The sequence below is a fragment of the Roseomonas rosulenta genome, from assembly GCF_016106005.1.
Classification (GTDB): Bacteria; Pseudomonadota; Alphaproteobacteria; order Acetobacterales; family Acetobacteraceae; genus Neoroseomonas; species Neoroseomonas rosulenta.
The window spans coordinates 1-18715 of the sequence record NZ_JACADR010000071.1; the positions used below are offsets into that span (position 1 = coordinate 1).

General features: G+C 69.7%; 17 protein-coding genes and 1 tRNA gene. 9 read left to right on the forward strand and 9 right to left on the reverse strand.

Annotated elements, in window-relative coordinates; translation table 11 throughout:
- Positions 1-3 precede the first annotated feature (3 nt).
- From topA to ruvX, 8 genes are all read right to left on the reverse strand, one after another.
- Positions 4-2766, reverse strand: a complete 2763-nt coding sequence (topA, locus tag HW578_RS11105) for a type I DNA topoisomerase (RefSeq protein ID WP_198370621.1) — start codon at positions 2764-2766, stop codon at positions 4-6.
- Between the two features lie 12 nt (positions 2767-2778).
- Complete coding sequence (gene dprA, locus HW578_RS11110) at positions 2779-3873, reverse strand: DNA-processing protein DprA (RefSeq protein ID WP_198370622.1); 1095 nt, start codon at positions 3871-3873, stop codon at positions 2779-2781.
- Positions 3874-4435: 562 nt separating this feature from the next.
- Entirely contained in the window at positions 4436-5032 is a 597-nt protein-coding gene (plsY, locus tag HW578_RS11115) for a glycerol-3-phosphate 1-O-acyltransferase PlsY (protein WP_456308274.1), read from the reverse strand.
- Complete coding sequence (locus HW578_RS11120) at positions 5032-6309, reverse strand: dihydroorotase (RefSeq protein WP_198370623.1); 1278 nt, start codon at positions 6307-6309, stop codon at positions 5032-5034. The genes plsY and HW578_RS11120 overlap by 1 nt, the downstream gene beginning before the upstream one ends.
- 48 nt (positions 6310-6357) lie before the next feature.
- Positions 6358-7404, reverse strand: a complete 1047-nt coding sequence (locus HW578_RS11125) for a GNAT family N-acetyltransferase (protein ID WP_198370624.1) — start codon at positions 7402-7404, stop codon at positions 6358-6360.
- Positions 7401-8339: an aspartate carbamoyltransferase catalytic subunit gene (locus tag HW578_RS11130; protein WP_198370625.1), complete on the reverse strand. Its 939-nt coding sequence runs from the start codon at positions 8337-8339 to the stop codon at positions 7401-7403. Before HW578_RS11130 ends, HW578_RS11125 begins: the two co-directional genes overlap by 4 nt.
- A 106-nt stretch (positions 8340-8445) precedes the next feature.
- Complete coding sequence (locus HW578_RS11135; protein ID WP_198370626.1) at positions 8446-8916, reverse strand: hypothetical protein; 471 nt, start codon at positions 8914-8916, stop codon at positions 8446-8448.
- A 47-nt stretch (positions 8917-8963) separates the two neighbouring features.
- Positions 8964-9428, reverse strand: coding sequence for a Holliday junction resolvase RuvX (gene ruvX, locus HW578_RS11140; RefSeq protein ID WP_198370627.1), 465 nt, complete (start codon positions 9426-9428; stop codon positions 8964-8966).
- A 45-nt stretch (positions 9429-9473) separates the two neighbouring features.
- Here ruvX and gatC point away from each other — a divergent pair, with 45 nt between their 5' ends.
- The 9 genes from gatC (at position 9474) to HW578_RS11185 (ending at position 18102) form a co-directional block, all read left to right on the forward strand.
- Positions 9474-9770 (forward strand): Asp-tRNA(Asn)/Glu-tRNA(Gln) amidotransferase subunit GatC, encoded by a 297-nt coding sequence (gene gatC, locus HW578_RS11145; protein WP_198370628.1) that lies wholly within the window; start codon positions 9474-9476, stop codon positions 9768-9770.
- Positions 9770-11257 (forward strand): Asp-tRNA(Asn)/Glu-tRNA(Gln) amidotransferase subunit GatA, encoded by a 1488-nt coding sequence (gene gatA, locus HW578_RS11150; RefSeq protein ID WP_198370629.1) that lies wholly within the window; start codon positions 9770-9772, stop codon positions 11255-11257. Before gatC ends, gatA begins: the two co-directional genes overlap by 1 nt.
- Positions 11254-11634 (forward strand): hypothetical protein, encoded by a 381-nt coding sequence (locus tag HW578_RS11155; RefSeq protein WP_198370630.1) that lies wholly within the window; start codon positions 11254-11256, stop codon positions 11632-11634. Before gatA ends, HW578_RS11155 begins: the two co-directional genes overlap by 4 nt.
- Positions 11618-13069 carry an Asp-tRNA(Asn)/Glu-tRNA(Gln) amidotransferase subunit GatB gene (gene gatB, locus HW578_RS11160; RefSeq protein ID WP_198370631.1) on the forward strand — a complete coding sequence of 484 codons (1452 nt, stop codon included), beginning with the start codon at positions 11618-11620 and terminating at the stop codon, positions 13067-13069. The genes HW578_RS11155 and gatB overlap by 17 nt, the downstream gene beginning before the upstream one ends.
- 65 nt (positions 13070-13134) lie before the next feature.
- Entirely contained in the window at positions 13135-14223 is a 1089-nt protein-coding gene (locus HW578_RS11165; RefSeq protein ID WP_198370632.1) for an AI-2E family transporter, read from the forward strand.
- 72 nt (positions 14224-14295) lie between these two features.
- On the forward strand, positions 14296-14940 hold the full coding sequence (locus HW578_RS11170; protein WP_198370633.1) for a glutathione S-transferase family protein: 645 nt from the start codon (positions 14296-14298) through the stop codon (positions 14938-14940).
- A 104-nt stretch (positions 14941-15044) separates the two neighbouring features.
- A tRNA-Ser gene (locus tag HW578_RS11175) sits at positions 15045-15137 on the forward strand.
- 327 nt (positions 15138-15464) lie between these two features.
- Complete coding sequence (locus HW578_RS11180; protein WP_369407871.1) at positions 15465-15944, forward strand: MerR family transcriptional regulator; 480 nt, start codon at positions 15465-15467, stop codon at positions 15942-15944.
- An 82-nt stretch (positions 15945-16026) separates the two neighbouring features.
- Positions 16027-18102 carry a VIT domain-containing protein gene (locus HW578_RS11185; RefSeq protein WP_198370635.1) on the forward strand — a complete coding sequence of 692 codons (2076 nt, stop codon included), beginning with the start codon at positions 16027-16029 and terminating at the stop codon, positions 18100-18102.
- Positions 18103-18503: 401 nt separating this feature from the next.
- Here HW578_RS11185 and HW578_RS11190 read toward each other — a convergent pair.
- Positions 18504-18715: integrase core domain-containing protein (locus HW578_RS11190; RefSeq protein WP_198370636.1), on the reverse strand; the 212-nt coding region annotated here is incomplete at its 5' end.

Sequence of the window (18715 nt, forward strand, 5' to 3'; positions counted from 1 at the left end):
CCATCAGCGCGGGGTCTTGCCGGCGCGCGAGGCGGGCGTCTTCGCGGCGGGCTTCGCCTTGGCGGCGGCCGGCTTGGCGGATGCGGCGCGGGCGGACGCCTTGGCGGGCGCGGCCTTGCGTGCGGGCGTCGCTGCCGCCGCTTTCCGCGGCGCATCGTTGGGCGCCGCTTTCCGCGGCGTATCGTTGGGCGCCGCTTTCCGCGGCGACGCCTTCGCCGGGGCCGCCTTGCGCCCGGCCGGGCCGCGCGGCTTCAGAGCCTTGCCCTTTTCGGCCAGCAGCGCCACCGCGTCGTCCAGCGTGATGTCCTCCATGGCGACATCGCGCGGCAGGTTGGCGACCGTCTTGCCGTGCTGCGCATAGGGGCCGAAGCGGCCCTTGCGCACGCTGACCGGCTCCTTGTCCCTCGGATGCGGACCCAGTTCGCGCACCCGCGCGCGCGCATCGGCGAGCAGCGCGAGGGCACGGTTCATGCCCACGCTCAGCACGTCGTCATCCTTGTCCAGCGACTTGAACACCGTCCCGCAGCGGACATAGGGCCCGAAGCGGCCGAGGCCCGCGCTGATCTCCTCCCCGCTCTCCGGGTCGCGCCCGATGATGCGCGGCAGGGAGAGCAGGCCCAACGCCTGGTCCAGCGTCACGGTATCGGGCGCCACGCCGTTCGGAAGGCTGGTTCGCTTGGGCTTGGTCGGCTTGCCCTTGGCATCCACCCCGCCCTCGCCGAGCTGGATGTAGAAGCCATAGGGCCCGCGCTTCAGCGCCACCTTCTGTCCGGTGGCGGGGTCCTCGCCCAGGTCCTGCTCGGCCGGGGCGGCGCCCTCGCCGGAGCCGGAATCGACACCGAAGGGGCGCGTGTAGCGGCATTCCGGGTAGTTCGAGCAGCCGATGAAGGCGCCCGTCTTGCCCAGCCGCAGGCCCAGCCGGCCGGTCCCGCAGGTGGGGCAGGCGCGCGGATCCGTCCCATCCGCCCGCGCGGGGAACATGTGCGGGCCCAGATCCTCGTCCAGCGCATCGATCACGTCGCGGATCTTGAGGTCGCGCGTGGCTTCCACCGCGGCCGAGAACTCGCTCCAGAAGGCGCGCATCACTGCCCGCCAATCGGTCTGCCCGGCCGAGATCTCATCCAGCTTCTCCTCCATCGCGGAGGTGAAGCCGGTGTCGACGTACTTGTCGAAGAAACGCACCAGGAAGGTGGTGACCATCCGCCCGAGATCCTGCGCGACGAAACGCCGCTTCTCGAGCGTCACGTATTTCAGGTCCTGCAGCCGCTGCAGGATCGAGGCATAGGTGGAGGGCCGTCCGATGCCGAGCTCCTCCAGCCGCTTCACCAGCGAGGCCTCGGAATAGCGCGGCGGCGGCTGGGTGAAGTGCTGGCTGGCGGTGACCTCGCCGCGCCGCAGCGGGTCGCGCTCGGCCATGGGCGGCAGGATGCGGCTCTCGTCGTCCTCGGTGGGCGCGCCGGTCGCGATGCCCGCGCGGGCATCGGCAGCGCGGTCGTCCTCGTCCTCGCGATACAGCTTCAGGAAGCCGTCGAAGGCCACCACGGAACCCGTGGCGCGGAAGCGCAGCGCCTTGTCGGCGCTGTCGATGTCGACCGCGGTCTGATCCAGTTCCGCCGAGGACATCTGCGACGCGACGGCGCGCTTCCACACCAGTTCGTAAAGCCGCGCCTGCGCGCCATCGAGCTCGCGCGCCATGGCCTCCGGCGTGCGGGTCACGTCGGTCGGGCGGATCGCCTCATGCGCTTCCTGCGCGTTCTTCTGCTTCGAGGTGTATTCGCGCGGCGCGGCGGGGAGATAGGGCGCCCCGAAGGCGTCCTTCACGTGGTCGCGGATGGCGGCGATCGCCTCGCGCGACATCTGCACGCCGTCGGTGCGCATATAGGTGATGTGCCCGGCTTCATAGAGCGCCTGCGCCGTGCGCATCGCCTGCTGCGCCCCCATGCCCAGCTTGCGCGACGCCTCCATCTGGAGCGTCGAGGTCATGAAGGGCGGCGGCGGGTTGCGTCGGGTGCGCTTCTTCTCGACCGAAGCCACGGCATAGGTCGCGGCCTCGGCGCGCGCCTTCGCGGCATTCGCCGTGCCGGCATCGTGCAGGTCGAACTGGTCGAGCTTCCGCCCGTCCAGATGCGTCAGCCGCGCGGTGAAGGGCGCATTCGCGGGGGTGAAGAACTTCGCCTCGAGCGTCCAGTATTCGCGCGGCTTGAAGGCCTCGATCTCGGCCTCGCGCTCGCACAGCAGGCGCAGCGCCACCGACTGCACCCGCCCGGCCGAGCGCGACCCCGGAAGCTTGCGCCACAGCAGGGGCGAGAGCGTGTAGCCCACCAGGTAATCCAGCGCGCGGCGCGCGAGATAGGCGTCGATCAGCGGGATATCGAGGTCGCGCGGATGCTCCACCGCGTATTGCACGGCGCGCTTGGTGATCTCGTTGAAGGTGATGCGCTGGACATCCTTGCCCTTCAGCGCGCCGCGCTGGCCGAGCATGTCCTTCACGTGCCAGGAGATCGCCTCGCCCTCGCGGTCCGGGTCGGTGGCGAGCCAGAGGCGCTTCGCCCCCTTCAGCGCGGTCGCGATCTTGGCCACCTGCGCCTCGCCGCGCCCGTCCTTGCCCCAGACCATCGCGAAGTCCTGGTCGGGCAGGACGGCGCCGTCCTTCTCCTCGAGGTCGCGGACATGGCCGAAGGAGGCGAGCACGGTGAAGTCCCGCCCGAGATACTTCTCGATCGTCTTGGCCTTGGCCGGAGATTCCACCACGACGACGTCGGTCATTTTTGGCCCGGATCACCCGTTCGTGCTGCGCATGACGCGATGGCCGGGCAGAAGTTGCACACGGCCTTCGAGCTCGAGGTCGGTCAGCACGACCTGGAGTTCGGGAGCCGTCAGGTGGCAGCGTCGCAGCACCTCGTCAACAGATACGGGTGACAATCCAATTAATTCAAGAACTTCTCCGGCCCCTTCCGGGGGCGGGCCAAGTGCCTCGGGCGGGTCTTCCGCGGTCTCGGCCATGCGGGCGGGGTCGAAGAGCGGGCCGGCGCGGGGGGCTTCGGGGAGGTGGTCGAGCACGTCCTCGGCGCTCTCGGTCAGGTGCGCGCCCTGTCGGATCAGGTCGTTCGAGCCGCGGCAGCGCGGGTCGAGCGGCGAGCCCGGCACGGCGAAGACTTCCCGTCCCTGTTCCAGGGCCAGGCGCGCGGTGATCAGCGTGCCGGAACGATGCGCCGCCTCGACCACCACCACGCCGAGCGACAGGCCGGCGACGATGCGGTTGCGCTTGGGGAAGTGCCGGTTGGTGGGCTGCGTGCCGAGGGGGGATTCCGCCACCACCGCGCCGCGCGCGACAATGCGGGCGATCAGCGCGGCATTCTCGGGCGGGTAGGCGACATCGACGCCGCCGGGCAGCACGGCGATGGTGCCGCCGGTGCGCAGCGCGCCCTCATGCGCGGCGGTGTCGATGCCGCGCGCCAGGCCGGAGACCACGGTCAGCCCCTTGCCGGCCAGCGCATCCGCAAGCTCCGCCGCCACGCGCAGCCCTGCGGCGGAGGCGTTGCGGGCGCCGACGATGGCGACAGCCGGGGCGGCCAGCAGCGAGGCATCGCCGAGCACGGCCAGCACCGGCGGCGCATCGGGCAGGAGGGCGAGCAGCGGTGGGTAGAGCGGGTCGTCGAGGTAGACGAAGCGGCCACCGAGCTTGGCAAGCGCTGCGGCCTCGCGCTTCGCCTCGGCGAGCGGGGGCGGGACGTAAGGCGCGCTGCGCCCGACCGAGAGCGCCGGCAGCGCCTCAAGCGCGGCATCACCGTCACGATGGCGAGCCAGCAGCTTGCGGAAGGTGAGGGGGCCGATGCCCTCGGTGCGGGCGAGGCGGAGCAGGGACAACGTCATACAGCGCCATGGGGACGCCGCCCCCACACCCGTCGCCCGTGGCAGAGGAAGGCCCCTGCCATGGGTGCCCAAGTCGCCGGGGTGACAGTGTCACCCCGGACCCCGCCGAGACCTGGAGTCAGATCCGTCATGGCGAGAGATATACGATGAAATTCTACTTATTGGCGATAAGCGATCGCGATGGCTGGCGTCGCGGAGTGACCGCAGTTGCGACGCGGCGAGGCGCCGGTCGTCGCGCGCGCGACGCAAGCGGCAGGGTCTGCGCGACGGGGCTGCGAGACGGACGGCAAGGGTCCGGATCAATCCGAGGAGCGGACAGCACGCCTGACTATTGGAGTGTCGAACCATCCCCGCGATCCGACGGGAGGCGCTCCCGCGACGAACCCGCGCGGCTTACGCGTGATGACGGCCGTGACCGTCACTGGCTTCTCCCGGAAAGCGCAAGTCCCGCCGTGCAGCGCAATGGCCCTACACCGCGGACCACATCCCGGCGCACCGGACGACATTCTTCAGACAGCGGCCGTCGCCAGGCGCCCAAGACTGCGCATTGCCCCGGGCCGCGCTACCGCTTCTCCCCGATCCGCGGCTCCGTCCCGGCCAGCAGGCGCCGGATATTCCCCTCATGCCGCCAGAACACCAGCACCCCCACCAGCAGCGCCATGAGCGCGTGCTCGGCATCGGAGAACACCAGCGCCAGCAGCGGCGACGCCGCGATCGGCACAAGCGTCGCCACCGAGGAAATCCGCACCAGCTTCGCCGTCGCCAGCCAAAGTGCGGCGCAGGCCAGCGCCACCGGCCACATCGCCGCCAGGCACACCCCGAGCGCCGTGGCGCCGCCCTTGCCGCCCTTGAAGCCCAGCCACACCGGCAGCGTATGCCCCAGCACCGCCGCCGTGCCCGCCACCAGATCCTGCTCCGGCGCCACCCAGCGCATCAGCAGCACCGCCACCACGCCCTTCAGCGCATCCAGCAGCAGGGTCGCCACCGCCAGGCCCTTCCGCCCGGTCCGCAGCACGTTCGTCGCGCCAATGTTCCCCGAACCGATCGCCCGGATATCGCCCAAGCCGGCCCAACGCGTCAGCAAAAGCCCGAACGGGATCGATCCGATCAGGTAGGCGCCCACCAGCGCCACCAGGAACCCCACCGACGGGTCGGTGATCACGCCGAGAACACCCGCCGCCCGGCCTTCCAGGTGCCGAGCACGCGTCCCTCCAGCGCCCGCCCATCAAACGGCGAGTTCTGCGCCTTGCCGGGCAGCTTCCCGGCCTCGACCTTCCAGCCGCGTTCGGCGTGGAACAGCACCAGGTCCGCCGGTGCCCCCACCGCCAGCCGCCCCACCGGCAGCCCGAGCAGCGCCGCCGGCCTGCAGGTCAGCAGCCCCAGCGCGGCCAGCATGGACAGGTCCCCGCCATGCACCCGCGCCAGCGTCACCCCCAGCAGCGTGGCCAGGCCTGCGCCGCCGGCCTCGGCCTGTGCGAAGGGCAGGCGCTTGTCATCGGCATCGCGCGGCTGGTGGTCCGAGGCGATGGCGTCGATCGTTCCATCCGCAAGTGCGGCCACCACCGCCTCCCGGTCGCGCTCCGTCCGCAGCGGCGGGCTCAGCTTCGCATAGGTCCGGTAGTCGCCGATCGCTGTCTCGTTCAGGTCGAAATACGGCGGTGCCGTGTCGCAGGTGACGCGCAGCCCCTCCGCCTTCGCCACGCGGACTAGGTCGAGCGCTGCGCCCGTCGACACATGCGCGAAATGCACGTGCCCGCCGGTCATGCGCGCCAGCGCGATGTCGCGCGCCACCATCATGGCTTCTGCCGCCGGCGGGATGCCCGGCAGGCCGAGCCGCGTCGCCAGTTCACCCTCGGTCGCCGCACCGCCGGTGGCGAGCGAGGGTTCCTCAGGATGCTGCACCACGAAGGCACCGAAGGCCCGCGCATAGGACAGCGCGATGCGCATCATCCGCGCATTCCCGATCGCGTGTGCGCCATCCGTGAAGGCGATCGCCCCGGCCTCGCGCAGCAGGCCGAGTTCGGCCAGTTCCTTCCCCGCGCAGCCCGCCGTCACCGCGCCATAGGGCAGCAGCGTCACCGACCCCGTCGCCTCCCCGCGCCGGATCATGAAGGACAGCAGCGCGGGATCATCCAGCGCCGGGTCGGTATCCGGCAGGACGCAGAGCGTCGTGATGCCCCCCGCGGCCGCGGCCTGCGCGGCGCTTGCGATGGTCTCGCGATGCTCGGCGCCCGGCTCGCCGAGGTTCGCGCGCAGGTCCACCAGGCCGGGCGCGAGGCACGCGCCGCCGGCATCCAGGGTCTCGGCCCCTTCCGGTACGCCCAGCCCCGGACCAAGGCCGGCAATTGCCCCGTCGCGCACCAGCAGCGCCCCGACCGCATCGAGGCCTGAAGCGGGGTCGAGCAGCCGGGCATTGGTGATCAGCAGGTCGCGCATCGCCGCCGGTTATAGACGCCCCGGCGCGTCCCGCCAGCGGGGGCGGGGTCATCCGGATGGCAATGAGGATGGATTTTTCGTCGCGGACCCACGGGACCGCCGGCGCAGCCAGAGTCCCGTGGCCAGCCCGGCGAGCGGAATGGCCGCAACGGCGGACATCCCGATGCCGAAGGCGATCCCGCCCCCGGGCAGTCCACCGAGGCTGTCGATGGTTGTCATCCGATGCGGGTCGGCGGGGTCGATGACGACATCGACGCGGTCGCCTGGCTGCGGGACGCGCGGAGGCTCCGACCAGGTCATGCGAGACGGCTGGGGAAAAATGGCCCGTGCATGCACGACTGCCCCGTCGGCCTCAACGCGGCGAAGCACGAGGTCGTAGTGGCGCCGGTGGCCGGTCACGGTCGGGCCGGAGAGTGCGAGCACTTCGGCCGTGCCGCGGGTCCAGCTCCGCGACATGGCGAGGCGTTGCACACCGTCGGCGACGGACAGGGCACCGAGCGGCGCGATGACGAGGAACACGGCCGCGTAGAAGGCGAGCGCGCCGCGCGACGGAACGTGGACCGTGCCCTGCGCGTCTCGGTGCAGCGCCTTCGCGATCCGTGCCCACCAACGCTCGACCGGAGCCATCGGGAGCGTCATGACCGAGCGCGACAGCCGCTTCTCGAAATACACCCGCCGGTGCCCCGCCTCGCTGCCGCGATGCGTCTCGGTGAAGTCGAGGTGCGCGTACATCGCGACATTCTCGACCATCTTCTCGTTGGTGAACAGGCGCAGCAGCGTATAGCCGCGGCGGCGCGCCTCTGCCTCGGTGAAGGCGATCAGCCGCTTGCCCACGCCCCGACCTTGCGCGGTGGGCGCCACCGCGATGTTGTAGAGCATCAGCGCGCCGGGCTCGTCCTCGAGCACCAGCGCGCCGACCAGCGCGCCGCCCTCCTCCAGCACCCAGGCCTGGCCGGCGGCGATGCGCGCGGCGTAGTCGTCCAGCATCGGCGCGGGTTCGCGCCCCAGGCGCGGGACGTATTTCGCATAGGCGGCGCGGACCAGGTCGCGCAGCGCGGGCGCTTCGTCGGGCCGGGCCGGCCTGGGCCCGTTCACCGGTTGCGCGGCAACCGCCGCGCCAGGATGTCCAGCACCGCCATACGACACGCCACGCCCATCTCCACCTGCTCCCCGATCACGGAGCGCGTCGGGTGGTCGGCGATGGCGCTGTCGATCTCGACGCCGCGGTTCATCGGCCCCGGATGCATCACGATGCTGTCGGGCTTCGCCACCGCCAGCTTCTCGGCGTCCAGCCCGTAGAATCGGAAGAACTCTCGCGCCGAGGGCACCAGGCCGCCCGCCGCCATGCGTTCGCGTTGCAGGCGCAGCATCATCACCACGTCGGCGTCCTTGAGGCCCGCGCGCATGTCCGTGAAGACCTCGACACCGAGCCGCGCCGCATCCGCCGGGATCAGCGTGGGCGGCCCGACGATCCGCACGCGCGCGCCCATGGTGCCCAGCAGGTGGATGTTCGACCGCGCCACGCGCGAATGCGCGATGTCCCCGCAGATCGCGACCACCAGCCCTTCCAGCCGCCCCTTGTGACGGCGGATGGTCAGCGCATCGAGCAGCGCCTGGGTCGGGTGCTCATGCGTGCCGTCCCCGGCGTTGATCACCGCAGCGTCAACCTTCTGGCTCAGCAGGGCAGGGGCGCCCGACTGCGCATGGCGGATCACCAACAGGTCGCATTGCATGGCGTTCAGCGTGCTGGCGGTGTCGAGCAGCGTCTCGCCCTTGTTCACGCTGGACGTGCTGACCGACATGTTGATCACGTCCGCCCCCAGCCGCTTGCCGGCCAGTTCGAAGGATGTCCGCGTGCGCGTGCTGTCCTCGAAGAACAGGTTGATCAGCGTGCGGCCCTTCAGCAGGTCGCGCTGCGTCTTCCCGCTGCGGTTCAGCAGCGCATAGGATTCCGCGAGGTCGAGCAGGTCCGCGATATGCGGCGGCTCGAGGCCCTCGATGGCCAACAGGTGCTTCGATGGATGCGACACGGCCGGACCCCGGAGACGCTGCGGGTCCCGGCCGCGGCGCCGGTGCGGCGCCGCACGGCCGGGGGCCCGGGGCTGTCATAGATGGGCGGGCGGGATTCGGCCAGCGTCAGGGGAGCCGAAGCGCGGCGCGCAGCCTCATGGCCATGGCGCGCTGGTCGTCCGGGTCGCGGCCCTCGCGGATCATGTGCTCGGCGCCGTCGCATGCGACCAGGTAGGTGTGCCAGTAGGGGTCGCCCTCGTCGTCCTTGCCGGCGCGCACCTCGATGGCGGCGATCGCGCCCGGCGGCCAGGTCTCGACCTCGCGCCGGAGGGGGGTGCGGCGCACCAGGGTCGCGGTGCCGCCCGCATCGACCGAGAGTCGCGTGCAGGGCTTCGAGAACAGATGTCCCGCCACCGTCAGGCCGATGATCCAGAAGCCCGCCAGCACGCCCTGCTGCAGCAGGGGCGGCTGCGAGGGGTGCGGCCCGTCGCGCCCCATGATGTAGGTGAACAGCCCCACCATGCCGAGCCACGCCGCCATGAAGCCCCAGCCGAAGGCCGCCATGCGGTTGCGGATCTCGAAGGTGGTCGCGGCCATGCGCGACGGGTTGTAACGCAGCCGCGCCGAACCGGGAACGCCGGCCGTCAGGGGCGCGACGCGTCGAGCGCCGCCTGCAGCATGTAGGCCGCGGCCGCGCGGTCCACCGCCACGGCGCGCTTGGCCCGCGTCAGGTCGGCCTCGGCCACCAGCATGCGGTTCACCGCGGCGGAGGAGAGCCGTTCGTCGAACAGCGCCACGTCCATCCCCGTCGCCTCGCTCAGCGACCGCGCCCAGTCCTTCGCCGCCTGCGCCGCCGGGCCCATCGAGCCATCCATCGACAGCGGCAGGCCGACCACGATGCCGCCCGCGCCTTCCTTCTTCGCGATGGCCGTGATCTCGGCCGCATTGGCCGACAGCTTCCCACGCTTCAGCGCGCCATAGGGGCTGGCCAGCATCAGCGTGACATCGGACAGCGCCACGCCGATCAGCTTCGCCCCCGGGTCGAGGCCGATCAGCCGGGCATGGCGGGGCAGGGCGGCGCGCAGGTCCTTCAGGTTGATGACAGCCATGCGCGGCCTTATGGTCCGCGCCCCGCTTCCCTGGAAGACCTGGATATGTCGCTCGATACCGCCACCGTGCGGCGCGTCGCCGCCCTTGCCCGCATCCGCCTGCCGGACGAGGAGGTCGCCCGCGTGCAGGGCGAGCTCAACGGCATCCTCGGCTGGATCGAGCAATTGCAGGCGGTGAACACGGACGGTGTCGAGCCCATGGCCGGCGGCACGCCCGAGGGCATCGCGGCCATGCCGATGCGCGAGGACGTGGTGACCGATGGCGGCGTCGCGGAGAAGGTGCTGGCCAATGCGCCGGACCGCGAGGGCGCGTATTTCGGCGTGCCGAAGGTGGTGGAGTGATGCATCCGACCGACTTCACCCTGGCCGGCGCCATCGCCGCGCTCGAGGAAGGTGCCATCAGCGCGGTCGAGCTGACGCGCGCGCATGTCGAGGCGACGGAGGCGCTGAACCCGCGCCTCAACGCCTTCATCACCACCACGCCGGAGGCCGCGATGGAAGCCGCGAAGGCGTCCGACGCGAAGCGCGCGCGCGGTGAGGCCGGGCCGCTCGAGGGCATCCCGCTCGCCATCAAGGATCTGTTCTGCACCGAGGGCGTGCAGACCACGGCGGGGTCGAGGATCCTGGGCGGCTTCGTGCCGCCCTACGAGAGCACCGTCACGGCGCAGTTGAAGCGCGACGGCGCGGTGTTCCTGGGCAAGGCGAACCTCGACGAGTTCGCGATGGGCTCGTCGAACCTGACCTCGGCCTATGGCGGCGTCGTGAACCCCTGGTCGCGCCGCAACGACCCGGATGTGCGCCTGGTACCGGGCGGGTCGTCGGGCGGGTCCGCAGCGGCGGTCGCGGCGCGCATGGCGCTGGGCGCGACGGGCACCGACACCGGCGGATCGATCCGCCAGCCGGCGGCGTTCTGCGGCATCGCAGGGATCAAGCCGACCTATGGGCGGTGCTCGCGCTTCGGCATCGTGGCCTTCGCCTCCTCGCTCGACCAGGCGGGGCCGTTTGCCCGCACGGTCGAGGATTGCGCGATCCTGCTGCGCTCCATGGCCGGGCACGACCCGAAGGATGCAACCAGCGCCGACCGGCCGGTGCCCGACTTCGCCAAGGCCTGCACGCGGTCGGTGAAGGGCCTGCGGATCGGCGTGCCGAAGGAATACCGGCTGGACGGCACGCCGCCCGAGATCGAGAAGCTGTGGCGGCAGGGCCTCGACTGGCTGCGCGAGGCGGGGGCGGAGATCGTCGACATCTCCCTGCCGCACACGAAGTACGCGCTGCCGACCTACTACATCGTGGCCCCCGCCGAGGCGTCGTCGAACCTCGCGCGCTACGATGGCGTACGCTTCGGGATGCGGGTGGCGGAGAAGGACAGCGACCTGCGCGACCTGTATGAGCGCACGCGCGAAGCCGGCTTCGGGCAAGAGGTGCGCCGGCGCATCATGATCGGCACCTATGTGCTGAGCGCCGGCTACTATGATGCGTATTACCTGAAGGCGCAGAAGGTGCGCGCGCTGATCGCCCGCGACTTCCGCGAGGCCTTCGCCGGCGTGGATGCGATCGTGACGCCGGCGACGCCGAGTGCGGCCTTCGCGGAGGGTGAGAACTCCGACGACCCGATCAAGATGTACCTGAACGACGTGTTCACAGTGACGGCGAACCTGGCGGGGCTGCCGGGCCTCGCCGTGCCGGCGGGGCTCGACCCGCAGGGGCTGCCGCTCGGGCTGCAGGTGATCGGGCGGCCGTTCGACGAGGAGACGGTGTTTGCGGTGGGGGCGGCGATCGAGCGGGCGGCGGCGTTCACCGCGCTGCCGGCGATGCGGGCGGGGGCATGAGCGAGGCACTCGATCCCGCGCGCAGCCTGGCGCTGATCCGCCGCTCGGCCGCGCAGCGCCGCTGCGTCAGCTACGGCGCTGTGGCGGAGGCGAGCGGCCTGCCCTGGTCGGCGGCGCGGCGGCGGATGGACCCGCACCTTTTCGCGCTGTGCCGGGATGCCACGGCACGCGGCTGGCCGTTGGTCTCTGCGGTGGTGGTGGACCAGCGCTCGGTCGCGCATGGCCGCATGCGCGGGCGGCCACTGGTCGGCTTTGCGCGCTGCGCGGAACGCTGCGGGCGCATAGTGGGCGGGGACGCGGCGGCGTTCCTCGCCGAGGAACAGGAACGCGTCTTCGCCTGGGCGCGGCAGGAGGGTGGCGATGTCGTACACCATTGAAGGCAGCACCGGCCCCTGGGAGCTGGTCATCGGGCTCGAGGTCCATGCGCAGGTGGTCAGCAACGCCAAGCTGTTCTCCGGTGCCGCCACGGCCTTCGGCGCCGAGCCGAACAGCCAGGTTTCCTTCGTCGATGCCGGCTTCCCCGGCATGCTGCCGGTGATCAACCGGGAGTGTGTGGCGCAGGCGGTGCGCACGGGGCTCGGGCTGAACGCGAAGGTCAATCTCTGGTCGCGCTTCGACCGCAAGAACTACTTCTATGCGGACCTGCCGCAGGGCTATCAGATCAGTCAGTTCGCCCACCCCATCATCGGCGAGGGCCAGGTCGAGATCGCGCTGGCGGACGGCACCACCAAGGCCATAGGCATCACGCGCCTGCACCTCGAGCAGGATGCGGGCAAGTCGCTGCACGACCAGCATCCGCAGAAGTCCTTCATCGACCTGAACCGGTCGGGTGTCGCGCTGATGGAGATCGTGAGCGAGCCGGACATGCGATCGCCCGAGGAAGCCGGCGCGTATCTGACCAAGCTGCGGCAGATCCTGCGCTACCTCGGCACCTGCGACGGCAACATGGAGGAAGGGTCCATGCGCGCCGACGTGAACGTGTCCGTCCGCAAGGCGGGTGAGGGGTATCGCACGCGCTGCGAGGTGAAGAACGTCAACTCCATCCGCTTCGTCATGCAGGCGGTCGAGGCCGAGGCGCGGCGCCAGATCGAGGTCTGGGAATCCGGCGGCGAGGTCACGCAGGAAACCCGCCTGTTCGACACCGGGCGCGGCATCACGCGGTCCATGCGGTCGAAGGAAGACGCGCATGACTACCGCTACTTCCCCGACCCCGACCTGCCGCCGCTCGTGATCACCCAGTCCTGGGTGGATCAGCTCAAGGCCGCGCTGCCGGAACTGCCGGACGAGCGCCGCGCGCGCTACGTGCGCGACTACGGCGTGACACCCTATGACGCGCATGTGCTGACGCTCGAGAAGGAAACAGCGGCCTATTACGAGGCGGTGGCCAAGGGGCGCGACGCCAAGCAGGCGGCGAACTGGGTGATGGGCGACCTGTTCGCCGCCATCAACCGGACCAAGACCTCGATCGCCGAGCCGCCGGTTTCGGCCGCGGATCTTGGCGCGCTGCTCGACCTGATGGCGGACAACACGCTGTCGGGGAAGCTCGCCAAGGAGGTCTTCGAGGTGATGGTCGAGACCGGCCGCGCGCCCGGCACCATCGTCGAGGAACGCGGGCTGCGCCAGGTCACCGACACCGGCGCGATCGAAGCGGTGATCGACGATGTGCTGGCGAAGAACGCCGACAAGGTGGCGGAATACCGCTCGGGCAAGGACAAGCTGTTCGGCTTCTTCGTGGGCCAGACCATGAAGGCCATGCAGGGCAAGGGAAACCCCGCCCTGGTGAACGAGGTGCTGAAGAAGAAGCTGTCCTGACGCGCGGCTTCCCCTCGCGCTCCCGGGCGTGCTTCGCTGCCGGCGGGGGAGTGGCGGGGACGACCATGGACGACGAGACGCAAGCGCCGGCGCCCGACAGCCGCCATGCCGAGACGGTGCGCATGGCGGAGAAGGCGGCGGTGCTCATCCTGCTCGCGCTGCTGATGTATGGCGTGTTGCGGGTGCTGGAGCCCTTCGCGATGGCGGTCGCCTTCGGCGCCTTCATCGCCATCGGCACCTGGCCAGCGCGGGCCTGGCTGGTCGCGCGCGGCGTGCGGCCGGGGCTGGCGGCCGCGGCGTTGCTGTTGGTGCTGGTGATATCGGTCGGGCTGCCGCTGCTGCTGATGGCGCCGGGGCTGGCCGACCAGATCAGCGCCATCTCCTTGCGCGCCCGCGCGCTGATCGAGGAACTGCCCCCCAGCGCCCCCGCCTGGATCGCCGACCTGCCGCTGCTGGGCGAACCCGCCGCGCGGGCCTGGCTGCGGCTGCAGACTTTCCAGGGTAACATCAACGCGCTGGTCGCGCCCTATTCCGGGCAGATCGCGCGGCAACTCGTGGAGATCGGCCAGGCGGCGGCGGGCAGCATCGTTCAGTTGCTGCTGGCGCTGCTGGTGGCGGCGATGTTCTGGACCAGCGGGGATGTGATCGTGGCGCAGCTGCGCGACATCGCCGGCCGCCTGGGCGGGCAGACCGGCGTTGCCTCGATCGAGGCGGCCGGCGGGGCCGTGCGGGGCGTGGCCTGGGGCGTGGTCGGCACCGGCATCCTGCAGGCGGTGCTGATGGGCATCGGCCTCGCCATCGCCGGCGTGCCGGGGGCGGCGGTGCTTGGCTTCCTGACCATGGTGTTCTCGATCAGCCAGGTGCTGGGGCCGCTGATCATCGTGACCTGGGTCGGCGCGGCGGCCTGGCTCTACACCGAGGGGCAGACCGGCTGGGCGATCTTCATGCTGGTCTGGGGGCTGCTGCCGGTCTCGGGCAGCGACAACATCGTCCGCCCGCTGCTGATCCAGCGCGGCAGCGCGATGCCGCTCGGGCTGATCATCCTCGGCGTCTTCGGTGGCCTGATCGCCTTCGGCTTCCTCGGGCTGTTCGTGGGGCCGGCGCTGCTGGCGGTGGCGCACGGGCTGCTGAAGGCGTGGCGCCAGGCGGCCTGACGGTTCCGCGGTGGACGCTGGTGCGGCGGCATGCGAAGCGGGCGGATCGTTGCAGGCAAGGAGCATCGCCGCATGGCCATCGAGTTGTGGACCTGGAACACGCCCAACGGGCGCAAGATCAGCGTGGCGCTTGAGGAGATGGGGCTTCCCTACACGGTGAAGCCGGTGAACATCTCCAAGGAAGAGCAGTTCAACCCGGAATTCCTGGCCTTCAGCCCGAACAACCGCATCCCCGCCATCAAGGATCCGGACGGGCCGGGCGGGCAGCCAATCACTGTGTTCGAGAGCGGTGCGATCCTGCTGTACCTGGCGGAGAAGACGGGCAGGTTCCTGCCTGCCGACCTGCGTGCGCGCGTGCCGGTCTATGAGTGGCTGATGTGGCAGATGGGCGGCTTCGGGCCGATGCCCGGCCAGGTGCATCACTTCATGATGCGCCCGGATGGGCCGGCCAAGGAGTATGGGCTCGAGCGCTACGGCAAGGAGACGCTGCGGCTCTACGGCGTGCTCGACCGCCGCCTGGCGGGGCGGGATTTCGTGGCGACGGCGGGCGAGCCTTCGATCGCGGATTTCGCCATCCTGGGCTGGGCCTGGCGGGCGGAGCGGCACCTGCCGACGCAGGGCAAGGCGATCACGGACTATCCCAACGTGGCGCGTTGGTACGACGCGCTGATGGCGCGACCGGCGGTGAAGCGCGGGATGGAGGTTGCGCTGTCCTGACGGGGCGCGGCGCGCGGTGGATGGCACCGCGCGCCGGGTTTGACGCTGCGCTGCGGGGCCGGTAGAAGCGCGCGTTGCAACGCCGTGAGACTTTCCACTCCTGCGGAGGGGTGGCCGAGTGGCCGAAGGCGGCGGTTTGCTAAACCGTTAGACGGGGTCAACCCGTCTCGTGGGTTCGAATCCCATCCCCTCCGCCATTTCAATGAAATCAACGATATAGCGACCATCTTTCAGTACCGAAGCGAGATGACCTCTTTTCGGTTGGCTGTGGATAAGGTCGATCGAGTGCAACGCGAGTGCAACGTGGCCCCATAGGGCCGAGTCTGTGCCCGAGCGCGGACACTGCCGAGCCGGCGAGCTTCAGCGGCTCCGTGAAAAGGATTCCCAGTCAACTTCGGACGGACCAGCTTGTCCCTCGTGTTTCCGGTGCCAGCAAGGCCCTTGTGGGGAAGGTCTGTGGGGTAGGTCAAGGTTGTCGGTGAAGTTGCCATCCCCCTGGCCAGCTTCTGCTGACAGGACCATCCGTGGCACACGCTGCCAAGGCATTCGACAAGAAATTTTGGCAAAACGCTTGCGTTGCGATTCTGTTTCGACATATCGTTATGTCGAAAGCATCCCGCATGGACATCCACGCATTCACCGCCCTAGTCGGCGAGACCCCGCGGCAGATCAGGTTCCTGATCTCCGAAGGGTTCATGCCGCCGCCGACCGGCGGACGGGCGCGGGCGCAATATGGCATCGAGCATGTGGAGGCGGTCCGCCGCTACCGCTGGCTCCGCGAGCGATTCGCGCCCGCACAGATCAAAGTGATGATGACCACTGTGGGCAACGCGCTGCGCCTGCCCGTCGCCCCTGGCATCGACCTCCTCCTCGAGCTGTCGCTGATTGGGCCGGGCCTTGATCCGGCCCGGATCGCCGAGCGTGTCCATGAACTGCTGGCAGACCTCCCGCCGTCTGACACTCACGACAACCCGGAGCCGAAAGATGCCGCCGATGCCTCGTAGTGCGCTGCCTCTGCCCCACGATCCCCTCGGTGATTATGGGCTTCCCGCGGTCATCTCTGGCACCCGGACGCCAGTGCCGCTGGTGGGCACCTCCTTCGCTGTGAAGATCGACGCTGGCCTGGCCCTCGTCACTACAACGCGGCGTTTCCGCAACGCGGAGACGCAGAGCATCGAGGTCACCATGACCTTCCCGGTGCCGGTGCACGCCACGCTGTTCGACCTCGTGGCACGGATCGGTGAGCGCAGCTTGCGGGCGCGGGCCCAGTCACGGACGCAGGCCCGAGACACCTACGAAGATTCGATCGATCAGGGCCGCACCGCCGTACTGCATGAGGAGGTACTGCGCGGCGTCCACCAGCTGTCGATCGCCCATGTTCCGCCAGGCGCGGACATCGAGGTGGAAGCCAGCTGGGCGATGCCGCTCGCCGCCGTGCCGGGTGGCGGCGTGCTGCACATCCCGGTCACGGTCGGAGATGTCTATGGCCGTTCGCCCGTGCCGGACAGCGACGAGCTGTTTCACGGCGCCGAGGTACATGAAGCAGATCTGACGGTCGATTGCCGCGACGGGATCGTCACACTGGCCGGCAGTGCGCTGTCGCAGGGCTGCGCCAAGCTTCGCCTTAACGCACTGATCCGGCTGACCGTCACCGGGTGGCAGCCGCGTACACTACGCGGCATCGCCGCCGACGGGCGAGGCGTTCAAATCGAGATAAACGCTGCGCCTAGCGGCTGCTTCCCGCTTGACGCGGCAATCCTGGTCGACCGTTCAGGTTCGATGAACGAGGCGGCGACGGCCATGCTGCCAACACGCCTCAGCACTGGGCGAGCGCGGACTAAGCATGAGGTATTGGTTGCCGGACTAATGGAGGCGGCGGCAGCAGTCGGGCCGATGGATCAGCTCGATCTCTGGGAATTCAACAACGCCGTCGAGCAAGTTCCCGGAAACGGTTTGGCCGATGCCGTCAGCCGGCTCTCCCCGCCCAGTGGCGGCACCGAGACAGGCGAGGCTATCCGCGCCGTCCTGGCCGGTCGGCCGACGCGTGACGTGCTGCTGGTCACCGACGGCAAGAGCTATGCTCTCGACGTCCAGGCCGCGGCACGGAGCGGTCGGCGCTTCCACGTCGTGCTGATTGGCGAGGACAGTCTGGAGGCACGCGTCGGCCATCTGGCAGCACTTAGCGGCGGGCAGATCTTCATCGCTGCAGGGCTCGAGTCAGGCAGCATGATCCAAAAGGCAATCGAAGCAATGCGTCTGCCTCACACGGCAGCGCCAGCCATCCAGGACACTCCGAAGTCAGTAGAGACCATTTTGGGCGGCATGCAACTCCGCGCGGTGTGGTCCGATCAGGCGGCTGCCGATACGGCCCCGTGGTCGCGGGCGGTAGCCGCTGTCGCCGCCGCCCTGGCCCTTCCGCGGATGTCGGAGGAGCGCGCCGCCGCCTTCGCGGCGGCTGAGGGCATAGTTTGCCACCTAACCAGCCTCGTGCTGGTGGACGAAAATGGCGAAGCTCAGGACGGACTACCTGCTCAGCGACGCGTTGGCCTCACGACACCCGAGACCACCGTCACTCTGGCGCGATCGATGGATGTTCCGCCCGAGGCAGCCAGCTCGATGTCGCGACCTCTTTCTGTTGCGGAAGAGCCGAGTTTCCGACTTCGTCCGTCGCATGAGGAAGGGCCGCGTTTCCCGGTTCGTCCCTCGAAACGCCCTCTGTCGTTGGCAGTTAGGGGGCGTCGCAGCACGGATGTGGAGCCCGAGGTCCTTTCTATGCGGCCAGCATCAGAGCTGACGGCGTCGCCGCGGAGCGCAATGCCCGATCGGAGCCTGCGTGGCCAACTCGGCCGTGTGGATTGGGCGACCGACCCAGAGGCATTGCGCCGCGGCGATCTTTCTATGCTGCCGGCGGAGGTTGCGGAGGCGGTTCGCTTGGCCGCAGACCGACCAGAAGTTCTTTCCCTCGCCGCTTCCCTCGACACGCATCCAATTGTGGTGGTGCTGGCGCTACTCGCGGATGCGGAAAGCGGAGTGAACCGGTCTGCGGAGCGCTTCGCCCGCATCGTGCTCCGCAAGACTGCGGCGTCGTTCTTCGCGCGCATCGTGCTCCGCAAGAGACTGGATGGAGCCGTCGCCGCAGCGGCGAGGGCAATAGGACTGTGACCATGGGGAGATCTGTAAGGACCTAGCCGGCCGTGGATGTCGGGATCTTGTCCAGGAAGAGGAGGGATCACTCATGACGCTCGCAGCGCCCGCTCTACTCACTCACAATCCCGACCCGGTACCGTGGCGGGTTGATGCTGTCGCCGAGCGCGCGATCGTGCTTGTGAGTGCCGGTTTTGAAACCCGAAGTGCTCGACTCCGCCCTGCACTTGCTCGCCCGCCGGCGCACAACCGGATCGCCGTCGATCGGCTATTCTCCGCCTGCGAGAGCGCTCTGCGACCAGAGGTAAAGACCCTGCGCCATCCGGCTGTCCGCCACCAAGCTCTGGAGGCGAGCGCGCTGAGCCCGTTGCGGCCCCAAGCCGCCAACGACAATGACCCTGCCCCCCAAAAGCCCTCGTTCATGAGCAGAGCCTGTTCTCCATTTGCCCCGACGCGGGGCGGGTTGCAAAGGCTGCTGGGGTGAGCCCGTTCAGGCTCGTGTGTGGGCGGGCCGTGTTGTAGTCGCTCCTCCATGCTTCGATGATCCGGCGCGCCGCGGGCAGGCTGCCGAACAGGTGCTCGTTCAGGCACTCGTCGCGGAACCGGCCGTTGAAGCTCTCGACGAACCCGT

Coding starts and splice junctions, on each gene's coding strand:
- gatC (WP_198370628.1), top strand. CDS start 9,474: ATGTCGCTCGATACCGCCACCGTGCGGCGCGTCGCCGCCCTTGCCCGC.
- dprA (WP_198370622.1), bottom strand. CDS start 3,873: ATGACGTTGTCCCTGCTCCGCCTCGCCCGCACCGAGGGCATCGGCCCC.
- HW578_RS11135 (WP_198370626.1), bottom strand. CDS start 8,916: ATGGCCGCGACCACCTTCGAGATCCGCAACCGCATGGCGGCCTTCGGC.
- topA (WP_198370621.1), bottom strand. CDS start 2,766: ATGACCGACGTCGTCGTGGTGGAATCTCCGGCCAAGGCCAAGACGATC.
- HW578_RS11155 (WP_198370630.1), top strand. CDS start 11,254: ATGAGCGAGGCACTCGATCCCGCGCGCAGCCTGGCGCTGATCCGCCGC.
- HW578_RS11170 (WP_198370633.1), top strand. CDS start 14,296: ATGGCCATCGAGTTGTGGACCTGGAACACGCCCAACGGGCGCAAGATC.
- gatA (WP_198370629.1), top strand. CDS start 9,770: ATGCATCCGACCGACTTCACCCTGGCCGGCGCCATCGCCGCGCTCGAG.
- HW578_RS11165 (WP_198370632.1), top strand. CDS start 13,135: ATGGACGACGAGACGCAAGCGCCGGCGCCCGACAGCCGCCATGCCGAG.
- gatB (WP_198370631.1), top strand. CDS start 11,618: ATGTCGTACACCATTGAAGGCAGCACCGGCCCCTGGGAGCTGGTCATC.
- HW578_RS11120 (WP_198370623.1), bottom strand. CDS start 6,309: ATGCGCGACCTGCTGATCACCAATGCCCGGCTGCTCGACCCCGCTTCA.
- ruvX (WP_198370627.1), bottom strand. CDS start 9,428: ATGGCTGTCATCAACCTGAAGGACCTGCGCGCCGCCCTGCCCCGCCAT.